Annotated in this window: 15 protein-coding genes; 4 read left to right on the forward strand and 11 right to left on the reverse strand. The window is 65.2% G+C overall.

Annotation, left to right across the window (positions count from 1 at the left end):
• Window position 1: 1 nt before the first annotated feature.
• Window positions 2-265, reverse strand: coding sequence for a DUF6723 family protein (locus ACOJB8_RS09590; RefSeq protein ID WP_342947578.1), 264 nt, complete (start codon window positions 263-265; stop codon window positions 2-4).
• Window positions 266-480: 215 nt separating this feature from the next.
• On the opposite strand from ACOJB8_RS09590, the gene ACOJB8_RS09595 reads away from it, so the two are divergent.
• Window positions 481-1,749 carry a multidrug effflux MFS transporter gene (locus tag ACOJB8_RS09595; RefSeq protein ID WP_069263745.1) on the forward strand — a complete coding sequence of 423 codons (1,269 nt, stop codon included), beginning with the start codon at window positions 481-483 and terminating at the stop codon, window positions 1,747-1,749.
• A 23-nt stretch (window positions 1,750-1,772) separates the two neighbouring features.
• Here the strand turns inward: ACOJB8_RS09595 and ACOJB8_RS09600 are convergent, their stop codons facing one another.
• From ACOJB8_RS09600 to ACOJB8_RS09625, 6 genes are all read right to left on the reverse strand, one after another.
• Window positions 1,773-3,401, reverse strand: a complete 1,629-nt coding sequence (locus ACOJB8_RS09600) for an FGGY-family carbohydrate kinase (protein ID WP_475012241.1) — start codon at window positions 3,399-3,401, stop codon at window positions 1,773-1,775.
• A gap of 45 nt (window positions 3,402-3,446) precedes the next feature.
• On the reverse strand, window positions 3,447-4,175 hold the full coding sequence (locus ACOJB8_RS09605) for an SDR family oxidoreductase (protein ID WP_475012242.1): 729 nt from the start codon (window positions 4,173-4,175) through the stop codon (window positions 3,447-3,449).
• 34 nt (window positions 4,176-4,209) lie between these two features.
• Window positions 4,210-5,505, reverse strand: a complete 1,296-nt coding sequence (locus tag ACOJB8_RS09610) for a sugar ABC transporter permease (protein WP_368605238.1) — start codon at window positions 5,503-5,505, stop codon at window positions 4,210-4,212.
• An 11-nt stretch (window positions 5,506-5,516) separates the two neighbouring features.
• Window positions 5,517-6,374 (reverse strand): ATP-binding cassette domain-containing protein, encoded by an 858-nt coding sequence (locus ACOJB8_RS09615; RefSeq protein ID WP_475012245.1) that lies wholly within the window; start codon window positions 6,372-6,374, stop codon window positions 5,517-5,519.
• Between the two features lie 60 nt (window positions 6,375-6,434).
• Window positions 6,435-7,493, reverse strand: coding sequence for an ABC transporter substrate-binding protein (locus ACOJB8_RS09620; RefSeq protein ID WP_475012247.1), 1,059 nt, complete (start codon window positions 7,491-7,493; stop codon window positions 6,435-6,437).
• Window positions 7,494-7,628: 135 nt separating this feature from the next.
• Window positions 7,629-8,597 (reverse strand): AraC family transcriptional regulator, encoded by a 969-nt coding sequence (locus ACOJB8_RS09625; RefSeq protein WP_342947584.1) that lies wholly within the window; start codon window positions 8,595-8,597, stop codon window positions 7,629-7,631.
• A 469-nt stretch (window positions 8,598-9,066) separates the two neighbouring features.
• Here ACOJB8_RS09625 and ACOJB8_RS09630 point away from each other — a divergent pair, with 469 nt between their 5' ends.
• Window positions 9,067-10,473: an MFS transporter gene (locus tag ACOJB8_RS09630; RefSeq protein WP_368618599.1), complete on the forward strand. Its 1,407-nt coding sequence runs from the start codon at window positions 9,067-9,069 to the stop codon at window positions 10,471-10,473.
• Between the two features lie 78 nt (window positions 10,474-10,551).
• Here ACOJB8_RS09630 and ACOJB8_RS09635 read toward each other — a convergent pair whose 3' ends face one another.
• The 3 genes from ACOJB8_RS09635 to ACOJB8_RS09645 form a co-directional block, all read right to left on the reverse strand.
• Window positions 10,552-10,980, reverse strand: a complete 429-nt coding sequence (locus ACOJB8_RS09635) for a YybH family protein (protein ID WP_475012250.1) — start codon at window positions 10,978-10,980, stop codon at window positions 10,552-10,554.
• A 98-nt stretch (window positions 10,981-11,078) separates the two neighbouring features.
• On the reverse strand, window positions 11,079-11,600 hold the full coding sequence (locus ACOJB8_RS09640; protein WP_475012252.1) for a hypothetical protein: 522 nt from the start codon (window positions 11,598-11,600) through the stop codon (window positions 11,079-11,081).
• A 49-nt stretch (window positions 11,601-11,649) separates the two neighbouring features.
• On the reverse strand, window positions 11,650-12,486 hold the full coding sequence (locus ACOJB8_RS09645) for an MFS transporter (protein ID WP_069263730.1): 837 nt from the start codon (window positions 12,484-12,486) through the stop codon (window positions 11,650-11,652).
• Between the two features lie 138 nt (window positions 12,487-12,624).
• Here ACOJB8_RS09645 and ACOJB8_RS09650 point away from each other — a divergent pair, with 138 nt between their 5' ends.
• Window positions 12,625-13,560 (forward strand): LysR family transcriptional regulator, encoded by a 936-nt coding sequence (locus ACOJB8_RS09650; protein WP_069263728.1) that lies wholly within the window; start codon window positions 12,625-12,627, stop codon window positions 13,558-13,560.
• Window positions 13,561-13,582: 22 nt separating this feature from the next.
• Here the strand turns inward: ACOJB8_RS09650 and ACOJB8_RS09655 are convergent, their stop codons facing one another.
• The gene (locus ACOJB8_RS09655) at window positions 13,583-14,578 is read right to left on the reverse strand and encodes a Gfo/Idh/MocA family protein (RefSeq protein ID WP_475012255.1); all 996 of its coding nucleotides are present in this window, start codon (window positions 14,576-14,578) and stop codon (window positions 13,583-13,585) included.
• Window positions 14,579-14,853: 275 nt separating this feature from the next.
• Between ACOJB8_RS09655 and ACOJB8_RS09660 the strand changes: the two genes are divergently transcribed.
• Entirely contained in the window at window positions 14,854-16,503 is a 1,650-nt protein-coding gene (locus tag ACOJB8_RS09660; protein WP_475012256.1) for an alkaline phosphatase family protein, read from the forward strand.
• The last annotated feature ends 77 nt before the right edge of the window (window positions 16,504-16,580 follow it).

Below are 16,580 nucleotides of genomic sequence, written 5' to 3' on the forward strand. Positions count from 1 at the left end.
CTCACCCTTCGGGCGTGGCAATGTCCGCGCGAATCAGCTCATCCGCGAGCGTGAGTGCCTGTTGCCTTGCCAGCGGACCCGTCGCGCACGGCCCCGGACGCGGACAGCCGTCGAACGGATAGATGAGCCGCCCATCGGTCTTGCGGCGAATCCGCAGCAATCCGTAGTAGCGGCCCGCGCCGTCGATCTGCTCGCCGCAGAAGACTTCGTAGTCTTCCGCGGTGGTAGGACGGCGCACGGCCTCTTTCGGCCTTTTCTCTGGCATTTCGGCACTCCGGGACTATCCTGGGCGAGATAAGCGGAAGCTCAGCAAGCGCCGCGCCTGAGAGGGGCGTCGCACGGAAGTCGGCGATAACGGGCACAATACGCGCCTGCACCGCCGCGCCGGACGCCGTGTTCGTGTTCCGAACGTGCTTTCCGAACAGCTGCCCCAACGCCCCCCAGCGCCGCCGCACCGGAACCCGCCCTTTTCACGCTGTCATGACTCACGATCTGCCCGAACGTCCCGCCACCGCCGCACGCCAGGCGAACTCGCCGCGCTTCCTGCTGTTCCTGATCTGCCTGTTCGCCTCCGCCGGACAGCTCGCCATCGACATCTACGTGCCCGCGCTGCCGGCCATGGCGCGCTACTTCGCGACGTCGCCACAGGCGATCCAGTCGAGCGTGTCCGTTTATCTCGCCGCCTACGCGTTCGGCCAACTCATCTTCGGACCGATTTCCGACGCGCTCGGGCGCAAGCGCGTGCTGGCTTTCGGCCTCGTGATCTATACGCTCGGCTGTCTGCTCTCGCTCGCCGCGCCGAATCTGGAAACTTTCGTGCTGGCGCGCTGCCTGCAGGGCTTCGGCATCGCCGCGACCAACCTGCTCGCGAAGGCCATCATCACGGATTCGTTCGTGGGCACCGCGCTCATGCACGCGTTCACCTACATGTCGATTACGTGGGGGCTCGCGCCGATCATCGCGCCGGTGATCGGCGCGCATCTGCAGGAGCTGTTCGGCTGGAAGGCCTGCCTCGTGTTCCTGCTCGTTTATTCGTTGGTGATGTGGGCGTTGCTGTGGCGCTTTCGCGAGACCTTGCGGCAACCGGTGCGGCTGGAGCCGCGCACGCTCATCGCGAACGCGGGCAAGGTGCTCGCGAGCCCCGTGTTCCAGAGCTGCTTTCTCGCCCAGGGCCTGTGCTACAGCATCCTGCTCGTCTTCAACGTCGTCGGGCCGTTCATGGTGCAGAACACGCTGCACAGGCCGCCCACCTTCTTCGGCTATCTCGCGCTCGGCATCGGCCTGATGTATTTCCTGGGCGGCCTCTCGAACCGGCTGCACGGCCCGCGCCTGCCTACCCCGGAGCAACGTCTGCGTGTGGGGGCGCGCGTGATGGCGGGCGCGGCCATCGCGATGCTCGTGCTCGCACTCACGGTGGGCCTGCGCGTGTGGACGCTCGCCGTTCCTGTACTCGTGATGGGTCTGTGCGCGGGTGCGATGTATCCCACGCTGATGGCCAAGGGCAATTCGCTGTTCCCGCATATCGCGGGTTTGACGAGCGCGATTCTCGGCTGCGCGCTGCTGCTCGTTTCCTCGGCGATGATGGGGCTGGCCGGTTTCGTCTCCGTGCACGTGCTCACGCCGCTAGCGGTGTTCTTCGTACTGCTCGCGCTCACCGTCGTCGTGATGGTGACGAAGCTGCTGCGCCACCTCGCGCAAAGTCAGGCTGCTGCCGCCGCGCTCGCGCAGCGCAGCGGCGAGGCGGCGTGAGCCGCTAGCTCCCGGTCAAGCCGTTATCGGATCGCGCGCGCCACGTCCTGCAACTGCGTGAAGGCGCGGTAACGCGCTTCGTGCAGCGCCGCGATCTGGCCCGTGGCCGGCGCATAGACCTTGCTGATCCGGGACATCGCGGCCATCGCGTCGCGCGCGTTATCGTATAGGCCGCCAGCCACGGCGCCCAGCATGGCCGCGCCCAGCAGGACCGGCTCCTCGGCGTGGGTGGCCAGCACGGGCTTGCCCGTTGCGTCCGCCAGCAGCTGGCGCACGAGGTCGAGCCTGCCCGCACCGCCGCTGATCACGACCTGCTCGATCGGCGCGCCCGCCTGGGCCTGCACCTCGACGATCTGCCGCAGCCCATAGCCGATGCTGCCGATGCCCGCGACATAGAGCGCGACGAGGCTCTCCATGTCCGTCTCCATGCCGAGTCCCGCGATGACGGCCCGCGCGTGTGGATCGGCAAATGGCGCGCGGTTGCCGAGGAATTCGGGCACGACATGCAGGCCCTGCTCGTGCGCGAGGCGCACCGCGCCCGATTCGCTCTGCGCAGCCTGGACCGCCAGCCCGGCAAGCATCGTCGGCAGCGACTGCCCTTCGCTCGCCGCGCGGCTCGCGGCTTCTGCAGCGAGCGGATGCATCGCGAGCAGCCGCTCGATCGCCGCGCCCGCCACCGACTGCCCGCCTTCGTTGAGCCACGCCCCGGGCACCATCGCCGCGTAGTACGGCCCCCACACGCCGGGCACGAACACGGGGTCGCGCGTGGTCGTCATCGTGCACGACGAGGTGCCGAACACGTACGCGAGGCACGCCTCGGGCTGCCCTTGTGCGCCGACCGTGCCGATGCCGCCCGCATGCGCGTCGATCACGCCCGTCGCGACGGCGGTGCCCGCGCGCAGGCCGAGCTGCGCGGCGGCCTCGGGCGTGAGCCCGCTGCCGAGCGGCGTGCCAGGCTCGACGATCGTGCGGCCGATGCGCGCAAAGCCTTCATCGGCAAGCACGCCCAGACCCACGTTGCGGAAGTAGCTCTCGTCCCAGCGCTGCTCGTGCGCGAGATAGGTCCACTTGCAGGTCACGGTGCAGGTGGAGCGCGAAAGATCGCCCGTGGCGCGCCATGTGAGGAAGTCGGTCAGGTCGAAGAACTGCCAGGCCGCGGCGAACACCTCGGGCCGGTTTTCCAGCAGCCACAGCAGCTTGGGCGTTTCCATCTCCGGAGAGATCTTGCCGCCCACGAAGCGCAGCACATCGTGGCCCGTGGCGTTGATGCGCTCGGCCTGCTCCACGGCGCGATGGTCCATCCACACGATGATGTCGCGCTCGGCCACTTCGGACGGGCCAACGGGCAACGGCGCGCCGCCCTCGCCCAGCACGACGAGCGAACAGGTGGCGTCGAAGCCGATGCCGGCGATCTGCTCCGGCGAGATCGCGGCCTGCGCGAGCGCCTCCTTCACGGCCTGGCACACGGCGTTCCAGATCTGCGTGCTCGATTGCTCGACGATGGCGCCGCTCTCATGAAACACGCTGATGTCGTGTTTCGCCGACGCAAGCATGCGACCGGCGGAATCGAAAATGCCGGCGCGGGCGCTGCCCGTGCCCACATCGACACCGACGGTATGGCGTGCGCCGCCGGCCTGGTTAATTGAGGTCATGGCTCGTTGATTGTGGTTAGGGCCTGTTCACGCTGATAACAGGCCCTAAAGATCGACACTGTTCGGCAGGATCACGAGGTCGCGAATGGTGACGTTGCGCGGCCGCGTGAGCATGAATACCACGGAATCGGCCACTTCCTTCGGCTGCATGAGACTGCCCTGGGCCAGCGCTTCATCCATCTTCGCCTGGGGCCAGTCGTCGAGCAAGGCCGTGACCACAGGGCCCGGCAGCACCGCGCCCACGCGCACGCCGTGCTTCGCGACCTGGCGGCGCACGGTGTGCGCAAACGCCTGCACCGCGAACTTCGAGGCCGTGTAAACAGGCTCCCACACCACCGGCACGACGCCCGCCACCGAACTCGTGAAAACGATGTCGCCCGACTTCTGCGCGATCATGTGCGGCAGCACCGCATGCACCGAGCGGAACGCGGCGTTGATGTTCAGGTTGAGCATGCGGTCCCACTCGTCGGGGTTGCCGTTCGCCACTTCGCCGCCGATATACGTGCCCGCGTTGGCGTGAAAGATGTCGAGCCCGCCCGCGAGATCGAGGATCCTTGGCAGCATCGTCGCATAGTCCGCCGCGTTGAGCAGGTCCATGGCGAGCGGCAGCGCATTGGGCCCGAGTTCCGCGCAACATTTCGCGAGCCGGTCCTCTGCGCGGTCGATCAGCACGACTTTCGCGCCTTCGTCCACGAACGCACGCGCGCACGCGAAGCCGATGCCGGACGCCGCGCCGGTAATGGCGGCGACCTTACCCTTGATCGATTCAGACATGGGTGACTTTCTCCTTGAATCAGGTGCCGACGCCTCAGGCGCGGCCATGCGAAACACGCGACTGGCGGGCGAGCGAATCGACGATCACGGCAATGGCCAGCACAGCGCCGGTGATCATGAAGCGCAGCGACGACGACAGGTTCAGCAGCGTCAGGCCGCTCGCAATCGACTGGATCACGATGATGCCGAGCACGGCCGACCATGCGCTGCCGCGCCCGCCGAAAAGGCTCGTGCCGCCGATCACGGCCGCCGCGATCGCGTTGAGGTTGACGTCGCCGGTGCCGGCCTGCTGGCTCGCCGAAGCGAGTCGCGCCGCGGTCAGCACGCCGCCGATCGCGGCCAGGCTCGCGCACAGCACGAAGGCGCTCGTATAGATCGCGCCGACCTTGATACCCGCGCGCCGCGCGGCTTCGTGATTGCCGCCCACGGCGTGCATCGAGCGGCCCCAGCGCGTGCGCGTGAGCGCGTACTGCATGACGACGGCGAGACCCAGAAAGAGGCCGAACATCAGCGGCACGCCACGCCCGCGGTTGAGATAGGCCACGACGATTTCGAGGAACACGGTCAGCGCCGCCGCGCGCCCGAGCAGGCCTGCGACCGAAGGCGCCGAAAGCCTGGCCGCATGGCGGCGCGTGCGCGTACGCAGGCCGAGCAGCAGGAGCACGATACCGGGCAGCAGCGCGATCACGTGCGAGACGATCGGCGGAATCACCATCAGTTGTCCAAAGTTCACCATCGCCGAGCCGTAGGGCAAATTGATAGAGCCCGTCGAGCCGAGCACGTAGAGCTGCATGCCGAGGATGGCGAGCAGGCCCGCGAGCGTCGAGACGAAACTTGGCATGCCTATCCAGTTGAGCAGCAGCGCATACAGTGCGCCGATCACCGCGCCCACCGCAATGGCCGCGACGATAGCGAGCAGCACGGGCCAGCCGTCGTTGACCCACAGCGTGCCGACGAGCGCCGAGGCGAAGCCGCTCATCGAGCCCACCGAGAGATCGATCTGCCCGAGCAGCAGCACGCAGACAATGCCAAGCGAAATGACGCCGACCGTCGAGCAGTCGAACAGCATGTTTACGAGGTTGTCAGCGGAGAGAAACACGGGGTTCAGGCTCGTGAATACCGTCCAGATGATGACGAGCCCCGCGATGACCGGGAGCGAACCCAGGTCGCCCGAGCGCACGCGGTCGACGAATGCCGACACACTCTCGCCGATTCCGCTCGCATGCTTCACGCGCACGTCGCTGCGGTCGAGCAGCGTGGATGGCTTCGCATCGGGCTTTGAGGCATCCGGGTTTTCAGGCTGCGCAGCGCCATGGATAGTCTTGCTCACGATCGTTCCTTTCACTGGACATCCTGTTGCGCCTGGCGGCGGCCCGCGCGGCGCGACACCGCGTTTTCCGTCGCGCCGGTGATCGCCGCCACGAGTTCGGCGTTGGAGGAGTCGGGATAGAAAATCCCGTTGTTACGGCCAAGGCGCAGTACGACGATGCGGTCGGCGACGGCGCGCACGTCTTCCATGTTGTGGCTGATCATGATGACGGCGTGGCCACGGTCGCGCACGCGCTCGATCAGGTTCAGCACCTCGGCGGTCTGGGCCACGCCGAGCGCGGCGGTCGGTTCGTCGAGCATGATGAGCTTCGGGTCGAGCAGCAGCGAGCGCGCGATCGCCACGGTCTGGCGCTGACCGCCCGAGAGAGAGGCGACCACGTCGCGCACGCTGGGAATACGCGCCGAAAGCTCGTTGAGGAGCGTCCAGGCCTTCACTTCCATCGTGACCTCGTCGAGCCGGTAAGGGCTCAATTCGCGGCCGAGGAAGATGTTCGCCACGACGTCGAGGTTTTCGCAAAGCGCGAGGTCCTGGAACACCGTCGCGATCCCCAGGTCGAGCGCCGTGCCCGGATCGGACAGGTTCACCGGCTGGCCGCGAAACGTGATCGTCCCGGCGCTCGGCTGGTGCACGCCCGCAAGAATCTTCACGAGCGTCGATTTGCCCGCGCCGTTGTCGCCGACAAGGGCGACTACCTCGCCCGCATGCACGTCGAGCTCGATATCCGTGAGGGCCGAAACCGCGCCGAAGTGCTTCGAGATGCCGCGCAGGCTCAGCACCAGCTCGCCGGGCGCGCCGTCGCTTGTCGTGGCTCGGTCCGTGGCTCGGTCCGTGGCGCTGTCCGTTGCGCGGTTGGTGGATTCGTCAGTCATGAAATGGGTACCTCTTCGTTGCTCTCAGGGCCCGGCGCGCGCCGGGCCCAGCCATGCGTATCAGCCGCCAATGCCGAGCTTCTTGCAGCCATCGGCGTAACGGCCCGTGCACAGATCCGACGCTTTCGCGAAGCCCTTGTCCACCACTTCCGCCTTGATGTTCTTCTGCGTGATGACGGCCGGCTTGAAGAGCTGCGTGGGCGTCTTGAAGAGCGTCGTTTCGCCCTTCACGGGCTTGCCGTCGAGGAAGCCCACGGCCACCTTCGCCGCCGCGCCCGCCACGATCTCGCTCGGCTTGAGGATCGTGTTGTACTGGTCGCCCGCGATGATCAGTTGCAGGCCCGCGGTGGTCGCATCGTTACCCGTGACCGCCGGAACCGGATTGAGTCCCGCCGCCTTGAAGGCCGCGATGGTACCGCCCGCCGTGCCGTCGTTGGCGGCCACGACGCCCACGATCTGCGGTCCGAAACGCGTGATCTGCCCGCTCACCCATTGCTGCGCCTTGGGCGGCGCCCACTCCGGCGTGTCGTACTCGGAGAGCGTCTTGTAGCCGCTGCCCTGCAGCCCTTCGTGAATGCCCTTCTTGATGAGCCCCGCGGCGGCGTCGGTCGGCGAGCCGTTCACTTCGAGCACGCCGCCCTTGCTCCCGGCCACGCCCGACTCCTTCAGATGCTGCACGAGCGATTGGGCGATGGACTTGCCGATTTCCTCGTTGTCGAACGACACGTAGTAGTCGGCCGGGGTCGACGGCACCGGCCGGTCATACGCGATGACCTTGATGCCCTGGCTTTGCGCCATGTGCACGAGCGAAGCCGCGGCCGTGGAGTCCACCGGGTCGAGCACGATGACCTTCGCGCCCTGGGCGATCACCGAATTGAATTGTTGCTGCTGCTGCGAGGCATCGGCATTCGCGTTCTGGTACAGCACCTTGCAGTCGGGGCAGAGCTTGCCCATTTCGGCCTTGAAACCGGGGAAGTCGTGCTGCTCGTAGCGCGTGGAGGCCTGATCGGGCATCAGGAACGCGACCGTGCCGCTCGGCGCGGCGTAAGCCGACGTGATGCCCGCGAGGGCGAGACTGAGCGCGGCGGCGCGGATCAGTTGGGTGTGAAGTCGGGTCATTGGGTGTCTCCGTTTTTTGGTTGAATGCCTGGTAGGGTGGCCGGTGCTGTCGTGCTGCCTTGTGAACGTGTGAGTTCGTCCTGCGCAATGCCTGAAATGCGCACTGCGCTTGAACCTCTTTTGCTGGGCGATCCGCTAGCCGATCGCGGGCGCGCCGTACACGGCTTCGCTCTTGCTGGCCGCGCTCGCGGCGTTGAGCCGCTGATAGGATCGCCAGCGCGACGGCGACATTTCCTTGATCAACAGGAACTGGCGGTTGAAATTCGAGAGGTTGTTGAAGCCCACCTGATAACAGATGTCCGTGATGTTCAGTTCGCCCGACATCAGCAGCTGGCACGCCAGATTGATGCGCAGCTGGTTCACGTAACGCACGAACGACACGCCCGTATGGCGGCGGAAATAGCGCGAGAATGCGCTCACGCTCTGCCCGGCCAGTTCCGCCAGCTCCGTTTCGCGCAACTCCTGCGAGAGATTCTTGCCGATGAAGGCGAGCACGTGATTGATGCGCGTACCCGCATAGCGGGCCGGGTCGGCGCGATACGCCTCGCTTGCGAGCGCCGCGGGCTCCTCGCTTTGCACGAGCAGATCGAGCAGGTCGATGAAGAGCGTGACACGTCGCATGCCCTGTGCGCCCAGCATCTCGCGCAGGATCGGCTCGGCGGCCGCGCCCGTTTCCGGCGTGAACAGCAGCCCCCAGCGCGACGCATCGAGCAGCGCCTCCACGCGCCTGAATTCGGGAAACGCATCGATCGCGCGGGCAATGAAAGCCGCGTCGAACTGGAGGACGAGACAGCGTTCGTCCACCGCCTCGCCGTGCGGCACGCTGCTCACCCAGTTGTGCGGCAGGTTCGGGCCGATCATCACGAGATTGCCGGGCGTGAAGCTGCCGATGAAATCGCCCACGAAATACTTGCCCGTGGTCGAGGTGATGAGGTGGATCTCGTACTCGGGATGGAAGTGCCAGCGCACCGTCCGATAGGGGTAGCCGTGCGACCAGACCTTGAACGACTCGTCGCGCGGCACGGCGACCAGTTCGAGGTCAGGCTGGGAATGCGTGGCGCCGGGCGCGTTCGTGCGCGCCGCGGGTGCCCCAATGGTTTGCATCTCGACTCCTCCTGCACAGTTTTTTCTTGTTCTGCGACGGCTACTTGCGCATACGCTCGACCTGTCTTCGGACCACGCGCCGCCATGCCTGAAAATTACCCGCCGCGGCACGCCTGCACCACTGAAAATCAGACCGCAGACTGATACTTTCTTGCATTCGGGTTAGTCCTGGGCCGATTCCAGTGTGCCGGAAGTCAATTTTTGTGCATCGCAACAGTTGCCACTAGCGAACCGCGAGACAGCCCAACCACCAGAAAAACGGCAAATGTTGCTGCCGCTCGCTCGAGGGCGAATCCCGAAGAGCGGTCAAAAGTCGCCACCGCACCCGCTCGACAGGGACGCGCGATGCGCAGGCAGGGAAAGTCCCGATGCGAAATCGTCCTATGACATCGGAAACAGAAATTGACGGGACTAACTTGATCGCTCAAGCGCGCCATTCGGGCCGCGGTTCCTGACAAGAGGACGTCTTATGCGATTCGCCGAAACTTGGCATTCCCCCACGCCGGGCCGGTCCCTATGGGACGATACGTCGACTCCCGACCACGACCAGCACGCCGCCCCCACCGGCAGCGCGCACACGCTGCCACGCCGGGCCATTACCGCCGCTGCGCTCGGCAACGCAACCGAGTGGTTCGACTACGGGATCTACGCCTATGGGCTCGCGTATATCTCCGCGGCGCTGTTTCCGGGCAGCACGGCAAGCGCCACGCTGTTCGCGCTCGGCACCTTCGCCATTTCATTTCTGATTCGCCCGCTCGGCGGCCTGTTCTGGGGGCCGCTCGGCGACCGCTTCGGGCGCAAGAAAGTGCTCGCGCTGACCGTGCTGCTGATGTCGGGCGCCACGCTGCTCGTCGGCCTGCTGCCGACCTATGCGAAAGCCGGCTGGATCGCTCCGGCCGCGCTCATCGTTTTGCGCATGATCCAGGGCTTCTCCACCGGCGGTGAATATGGCGGTGCAGCCACCTTCATGGCCGAATATGCGCCCGACGCGCGGCGGGGCTTCTGCGGGAGTTTCCTCGAGTTCGCCACGCTGGCCGGCTTTTCGCTGGGCGCCTTGCTGATGCTCGCGGCATCGCTCGCGCTCGGCAACGATGCGATGCATGCGTGGGGCTGGCGTCTGCCGTTCCTCGTCGCGGCGCCGCTGGGCTTGATCGGCTTCTATCTGCGTTCGCGCATCGAAGACACGCCGGTATTCCGCGAGATGGAAGAGAAGTTCGAGCAACAGGAGCGGGAGCGCCCGGCCATTTCGCTGCGCACCCTGCTGCGCGAGCATCGCGTGCCGCTCGTGCTGCTGGGCGGGCTCGTGGTCGCGCTCAATGTCGTGAACTACGTGCTGCTCGCGTATATGCCGACGTACATGCACAAGGAATTGGGCGTGAGCGAGAACATGTCGCTGCTCATTCCGCTCATCGGCATGCTGGCGATGATGGCCCTGCTGCCGTTCGCTGGCCGGCTCTCCGATCACGTGGGGCGCAAGACGCTCTGGTGGTTTTCGCTCGTCGGGCTGTTCGTCGCCGCCGTGCCGATGTTCATGCTGATGCGCCACGGCGTGGGCGGCGCGCTGATCGGCTTCGCCGTGCTCGGCCTGCTCTATGCGCCGCAGCTCGCAACCATCTCGGCGATGTTCCCGGCCATGTTCCCGACGCAAGTGCGTTACGCGGGGATGGCGATTGCCTACAACGTCTCGACCTCGCTGTTCGGCGGCACCGCGCCGATCGTGAGCGACTGGCTCGTGGACAAGACCGGCAGCCCGCTCGTTCCGGCGTACTACATGATGGCCGCATGCGCGGTGGGCGCCGTCGCACTCTTCTTCGTGATCGAAACGAAGGGCTGTTCGTTGCGCGGGCAACAGGTTCCTGGCAAGGCCCAGCAGTAACGGCATGGCGGGCCGCTCGCGCCCGTCATGCTCCGATCGAAATGCCCGACCGCGTGTCGGGCATTTTCTTTTCGGCGACTAACGTTTGAAAATGACCTTCGTCGTCGCGGGATCGATCGGTGAAGACGAATGCTGGTGGAAGATCTTCCAGCCCTCGTCCGTTTGCCTGAGCGTCGCGGTGATGCGATTGTCCATCGAGCGCAATTCCTCGCCGTCCGCCGCCACCGCTTTGTAGCTCACGAAGGCGTGGACCACGGCGAGGTCCTGGGAGACGACGGTCTGCGCCTCGCTGAAATCCACGAACACGCGCTCGGCGCCCAGCGAGCCAAACCAGCCCTCCACCATGTTGCGCCATGACGCGATGCCCTCGTACGTCCACGCGCCCCACATGTCGAAGGCCAGGATGTCGGGGTCGTAGAGCGCGATGAACGCATCGACGTCTTTGGCCAATACCGCGGCCTTGTACTGGTGCAGCACCTGCAGGATCGGATCGGCGGCTTTGTCCACTTTGTTGTCTCCTGAACCAGGTTGCGTTGACGAATGAACGGCTGCTTATTAAAGCAACGCCGCCTGGCCTCTGTCCAGTGAATTTGCCGCCCCGCCTTTCAGGTGCGCGAAGCGTTGGCGAGCACGCGGGCGCCCTTGCTCTGCGGACGCAGCAGCAAATAAAAGGCGGCGCCGTGCGTAATTGCCAGCAGCGGCACGACAATTACGGGAATCACGTAGGTCGCTGCCAACTCTCCTGCGTGTACAGGCACACCGGCCTGGATGGCGTGGTAGTAGGCAAGAACCAGGTCCACCGCGCCGACGAGATTGAACGCCACGACGAAGAACCAGAACACCGGCCGCTTTCTTGCCGCGAGTAGCGCCAGCATGGCCAGCGCACCCGTTGCGAGGTCCCCATAAGCCGTGGGCACGGCGAAACTCGCGGGCAGATCGGGACTCACGACGCCCGGCAGCATGAAGACCAGCCCGAAGAAGCGGAAGCTGTGCAGCGTGGCGATGGCGCGTTGTGCGGCGAATGGGTCCATCGACCTGAGCCGGGGCCAGACGTAGACGGTAAAACAAAGGAGCCACGCGACATACCCGAGCGCGAGGTGCAAGCGAAAGATCGATTCCGGTGACATGTTGCCTCCTGCAAGGTGCGTTGCGATGTGCGGATGAAATGAAGGGAGCTCACGCGGCGCGGCGCCGGAACAATTGACGCAGCGAAAGCGCATGCAACAGGATCGAACTGGGCACGACGAACGCGGGCGTCAGTACATACGGGTACGTGCCCGCGTTGAGGCTCGGCATATCCGGCGCGATCAGCTGGAATCGGCCGGGCGCCGTGATCATCCCCAGGGTCACGGCAACGGCGAAATCGATCAGCCCGAAAATGTTCCAGGCGATGGCGGCCTTGTGCCCCTGCGCCGTGCCGCTTGCCACCGCGATGGCCGCCGGCACGGCGAACAGGCCCGTCAGCAGGTCGCCGGTGCCCGCCGGCAACGCGTCCACGCCGGCCATCGCACCATGCAGCCACGCAGCGATCGCCCAACTGCCGAACACGCGGTAAAACTGCAGCGCAATGAGCCATGCGGCCGGCATCGCGTCGAGTACTTGCCCGATTCGCTTCGACATCAGCAATAGCGGCGCGCCGACCATCACAGGCAAAAATATCGCCAACGGCAGCATGGGCAACGGCGGCGGGACGGCGCTCAGTCGAAAGACGCCATGGATCGCCGCACTCCAGACGACTGCGAACCAAAGCGCATGCGCCATGAGAATCACGAGCCAGGTCGCGCGGCGCTGGCTCAGCGTCAGGCCGGTGCGCTCGAGGCCGAGCCACAATCCGAGCGCCATGAACATCTGGGCGACGAGCTGGTGCGCCGTGGTTTGAAAACCGCTGCCAGGGATCGCCGGCAGCCAGTACATCACGGCAATCCACAGCAACGTGAGCGGCGCAATCCAGCGCAGGCTGCGCCACGCCGGGCGCGGCGGGATGATGCCAACGGGAACGGCGGGTGTGCTCATCAGCGGTTCTCCAGATGAATGCCAGACTTCGCGGCGGATCCTGCCTGCGCGCAAGGCGATTTGCGCGCGTCATCGGCTGGCACGTTAGGTGTACCATCGTTTCCCGCGAGCGACTATTCATCACAATGTTGATGCGCTATGAAGCAGAACTTCACAGTCAGGCAAGGTGCGCTCGATGGCGTGGAGGCGTTTCTGAGCGTTGCCAGGCACCGCAGCTTTCGCAAGGCGGCGGCGGACCTCGGGGTGACGCCTTCGGCTATCAGCCAGGCAGTGCGTGTGCTCGAAGAGCGCATCGGCGCGGCGCTGTTCGTGCGCACCACGCGCAGCGTCGGCCTGACCGAAGCCGGCGAACGGTTTCTTTCGCGCGCAAAACCCGCCTTCGAGGAACTGGTCGCCGCGAGCGAAGTCGCGCGCGACCTCGGGCAGCGCCCTACGGGTTTGTTGCGGCTCTCCGTGCCGCGCGCGGTCGTCCCACTGCTGCTCGAGCCGCTGCTCGCTTCGTTTTGCCAGGCTTATCCCGAAGTGGAGGTGGAAATCGCCGCGAGCAAGGAAGTGGTCGATCTCGCGGCGGAAGGCTTCGACGCCGGCATCCGGCTCGGACAGCTCGTCGCCGCCGACATGGTGGCGGTGCCACTGACGCCGCCGTTTCGTCTCGTTGTCGTAGGTAGTCCTGCCTACTTCTCCGGCAATAAACGGCCCCGCCACACGGACGATCTGCGCGAGCACGCCTGCTTGCGCTGGCGGCGCTCCAACGGCGCGCTGGCCTCATGGTCATTCGACGACCACGGGCACGCCATGGAAATCGCCGTCTCCGGACCGCTGATCGCCAGCGACTTCCCGACCATGATGGGCGCGGCGCTCGAAGGCATCGGCCTCGCGCAGCTACCCGAGCCGATGGTCTCCGATGCCGTGAAAGCGGGCAAACTCGTGCGCGTGCTCGACGCCTACGCGCCGATGCTGCCGGGCGTGTTTCTCTGCTATCCCAGCCGCCGGCAGATCATGCCCAAGCTGCGCGCATTCATCGACCATGTGAAAAGCCGCAAGGCGGGCGCGGGTCAAGCCAAAACCCGTTGAACCCGCCCGCGGCGCTTCGACGTCAAGCAATGCTTTCCCAGGCGCCCGAGCGGGCCGAGCGGAACACGGCGTCGATCACGCGCATGTTCGCGCAGGCATCTTCCAGCGCAATCGCCTGGGGCGCGCCGTTCAATATCGCCTCGGCAAAAACCTCCGCTGCCACGCCGTATTGATCGCATACCGGCAGTTCCAGCCAGCGATCGGCTTCTCCCTGCTGGCTCAACAGCAGCCACGTCGGCCGGTCGTTCGGCGCGTTGAATGGAATCTCGACCTCGACGCGCCCCGTCGTGCCGTGAAACTGCATGCGCTGGTAGGGATGAATCTGGGTGGAGTAAAAGAAGCTCGCTTGCACGCCGTCGAAATCCATGAGCACGGAGCCAAGGCGGTCTACTTCGAACGACTGGTCGCGCTCCACGAGCGCGACCACGCGCTTCGGCTCCCGCCCGAGAATGAGGCGCGAGGTCGTGATCGGATAACAGCCGATGTCCAGCAAGCCGCCGCCGCCCATATCGCTATGGTTGCGAATGTCCTGCGCATTGGTGTTGTAGTAGGTAAAGCCGCCTGTCACCGCCCGCAATTCGCCTATGGCGCCCTCTTCGATCAACGCCTGCACCTTCAGCCACTGCGGATGCGTACGAACCATGAAGGCTTCCTGGATATACCGCCCGCTCTTGTCGCGCGCGGCGATCAATCGTTGCGCCTGTTGCGCATCGAGCCCGATCGGCTTTTCGCACAGCACATGCTTGCCCGCCTCGACGGCCTTGATCGTCCACTCCACGTGAAGGTGATTGGGCAACGGGATATAGACCGCATCGATTTCGGGGTCTGCCAGCAGCGCCTCGTAACTGTCGTACGCCTGCGCGAGTCCATATTTCGCCGCGGCAGCCTGGGCCTTCTGTGCTGAACGCGAAGCAATCGCTTTTACGCGGCACTTCGGTGCGTGGTGCATGGGCACGACGACCTTGTCGTTGATCTTCGACGTACCCAGGATACCCCAGACGATTTCATCCTTTGCCATGACGTTCCCTTTGGATTCGATTATGCGATGCCCGGAATGGACTGAATGGAACTCACTCTTAACGAGCGCTCCACCGCGAACCGTGAACACTCGAATGCAGGAGTCTACACCCGCGAAAACCCTCACTTCACGCGTCCGCAAACGCGTCTTGCAACAACTGATAACAACTGACGGCAAGATGAAAGCACGCCGTCACGAGAGATTCGCCTTCCAGCCCCACATTGCTCGGGCTGTGCGCAGGTCCCCACAAATGCAATACAAAAACGAGGTGAAAGATGGAGAATACGAGCCGGTGGTCGCGGTTAGGCGCAGTCGTTGGCGCGAGTGCAATGGCACTTGCGGGTGTGCACACAACGGCTTATGCAGGCGACATGAAGGATGTGAAGCACGTCCTGCTCATCAGTTTCGACGGCCTGCACGAACAGGACGTAGCCCGTTGCATCGGCAGCAATTCGTGCCCCAACCTCGCGGTGCTCGCGAAGTCGGGCGTGACCTACACGAACGCCCATACGCCGCATCTGTCCGATTCGTTCCCCGGCCTCACGGCGCTGGTCACGGGCGGCTCGCCGAAGAGCGCGGGCCTCTTCTATGACGTGTCATATGACCGTACGCTCTACGCACCGCTCGATTCCCAGTGCAAGGGCCCGCAAGGCTGGAACGTCGTGTTCGACGAAACGACCGGCATCGACGGCGAGAACGGCGGCGCGCTGATCCACCTCGACGGCGGCGGCGCGTTCAATCCGCAAGCCATTCCCTATGCGAAGGTCAACGGCGTTTGCACGCCCGTGTACCCGCACAATTACATCAAGACGAACACCGTCTTCGAAGTCATCAAGCAGAACATCCACGGCGCGCGCACCGCGTGGGCGGACAAGCATGCGTGGGGCTATGACTGGGTCAACGGTCCGTCGGGCAAGGGCGTGGACGATCTGGCGCGCACTGAGATCAACTCGATCGATCCGAAGACCGGCACGTATTATCTGGACACCTACACGCATACCGAAGTCTTCGACAACATCCACGTGCAGGCGCTGATCAACGAGATCGACGGCCTCGACTCGACGGGCAAGACGAGCGCGCCGGTGCCCACGATGTTCGGCACGAACTTCCAGACGCTTAGCGTCGCGCAGAAGTCGCCTGTGGCGAAACAAGGCGGCTATCTCGACGCCGACTTCACGCCCGGCCCGCAGGTCGCCGCCGCGATCACGTACCTGGACAACTCGCTCGGCCGCGTGGTGCAGGAACTGAAGCAGCGCAACCTCTACTCGTCGACGCTCATCATCGTGACGGCCAAGCACGGCCAGTCGCCGACCGATCACTCGAAGCTGGTGAAGAACGGCGACACGCTCACGAAGCTGCTCGAAGCCAACAACTATCTGGACTCGACCGGCAACTTCGGCCAGAACAACACGAAGACGGGCAACCTGAACGACGGCTCGGGCCTCCCGGGCACGGGCATGGTGCAGACCGACGACGTTGGCCTGATCTGGCTGCGCGATCAGGGCCAGAAGGACGCCGTGGTGAAGACGCTGCAGGCGAACCTGAGCTGTAACGCGCCGGGCATTTGCGCGGATGGCCCGCAGGCGTACATCCTCACGGGCGACCGCCTCGCGGACTGGTTCGGCAATCCGTCGAACGGCCGCACGCCGGACATCATCGTGCAGCCGAACCCGGGCGTGATCTATACGTCGAGCACGGCGAAGGATGAGGAGCACGGCGGCAACGCGCCCGACGACAGCCATCTCGGTCTCGTCGTGTCGTTCCCCGGCATTCACCACGCCGGCCGTACGGATGACCACTACGTCTTCACGACCCAGGTCGCACCGACGATCCTGAGCGCGCTCGATCTCGATCCGCATCTGCTGCACGCGGTTCAGCTCGAAGGCACGCATCGCCTGCCGGGGCTGGGTCTCGACGAGAAGTAAGGAGAGTTGGTAGCCGCACAAGGCGCGGCTGGCTGCGACAGTCATCGGACGGTCCGATGGCTGCCGCGTCAGCGGCC

The organism is Paraburkholderia sp. BR10141, assembly GCF_056155635.1.

Excerpts from the sequence above, each read along its gene's own strand:
- ACOJB8_RS09590 (WP_342947578.1), bottom strand. The coding sequence starts at position 265 with ATGCCAGAGAAAAGGCCGAAAGAGGCCGTGCGCCGTCCTACCACCGCG.
- ACOJB8_RS09595 (WP_069263745.1), top strand. The coding sequence starts at position 481 with ATGACTCACGATCTGCCCGAACGTCCCGCCACCGCCGCACGCCAGGCG.
- ACOJB8_RS09600 (WP_475012241.1), bottom strand. The coding sequence starts at position 3,401 with ATGACCTCAATTAACCAGGCCGGCGGCGCACGCCATACCGTCGGTGTC.
- ACOJB8_RS09605 (WP_475012242.1), bottom strand. The coding sequence starts at position 4,175 with ATGTCTGAATCGATCAAGGGTAAGGTCGCCGCCATTACCGGCGCGGCG.
- ACOJB8_RS09615 (WP_475012245.1), bottom strand. The coding sequence starts at position 6,374 with ATGACTGACGAATCCACCAACCGCGCAACGGACAGCGCCACGGACCGA.
- ACOJB8_RS09620 (WP_475012247.1), bottom strand. The coding sequence starts at position 7,493 with ATGACCCGACTTCACACCCAACTGATCCGCGCCGCCGCGCTCAGTCTC.
- ACOJB8_RS09625 (WP_342947584.1), bottom strand. The coding sequence starts at position 8,597 with ATGCAAACCATTGGGGCACCCGCGGCGCGCACGAACGCGCCCGGCGCC.
- ACOJB8_RS09630 (WP_368618599.1), top strand. The coding sequence starts at position 9,067 with ATGCGATTCGCCGAAACTTGGCATTCCCCCACGCCGGGCCGGTCCCTA.
- ACOJB8_RS09640 (WP_475012252.1), bottom strand. The coding sequence starts at position 11,600 with ATGTCACCGGAATCGATCTTTCGCTTGCACCTCGCGCTCGGGTATGTC.
- ACOJB8_RS09645 (WP_069263730.1), bottom strand. The coding sequence starts at position 12,486 with ATGAGCACACCCGCCGTTCCCGTTGGCATCATCCCGCCGCGCCCGGCG.
- ACOJB8_RS09650 (WP_069263728.1), top strand. The coding sequence starts at position 12,625 with ATGAAGCAGAACTTCACAGTCAGGCAAGGTGCGCTCGATGGCGTGGAG.
- ACOJB8_RS09655 (WP_475012255.1), bottom strand. The coding sequence starts at position 14,578 with ATGGCAAAGGATGAAATCGTCTGGGGTATCCTGGGTACGTCGAAGATC.
- ACOJB8_RS09660 (WP_475012256.1), top strand. The coding sequence starts at position 14,854 with ATGGAGAATACGAGCCGGTGGTCGCGGTTAGGCGCAGTCGTTGGCGCG.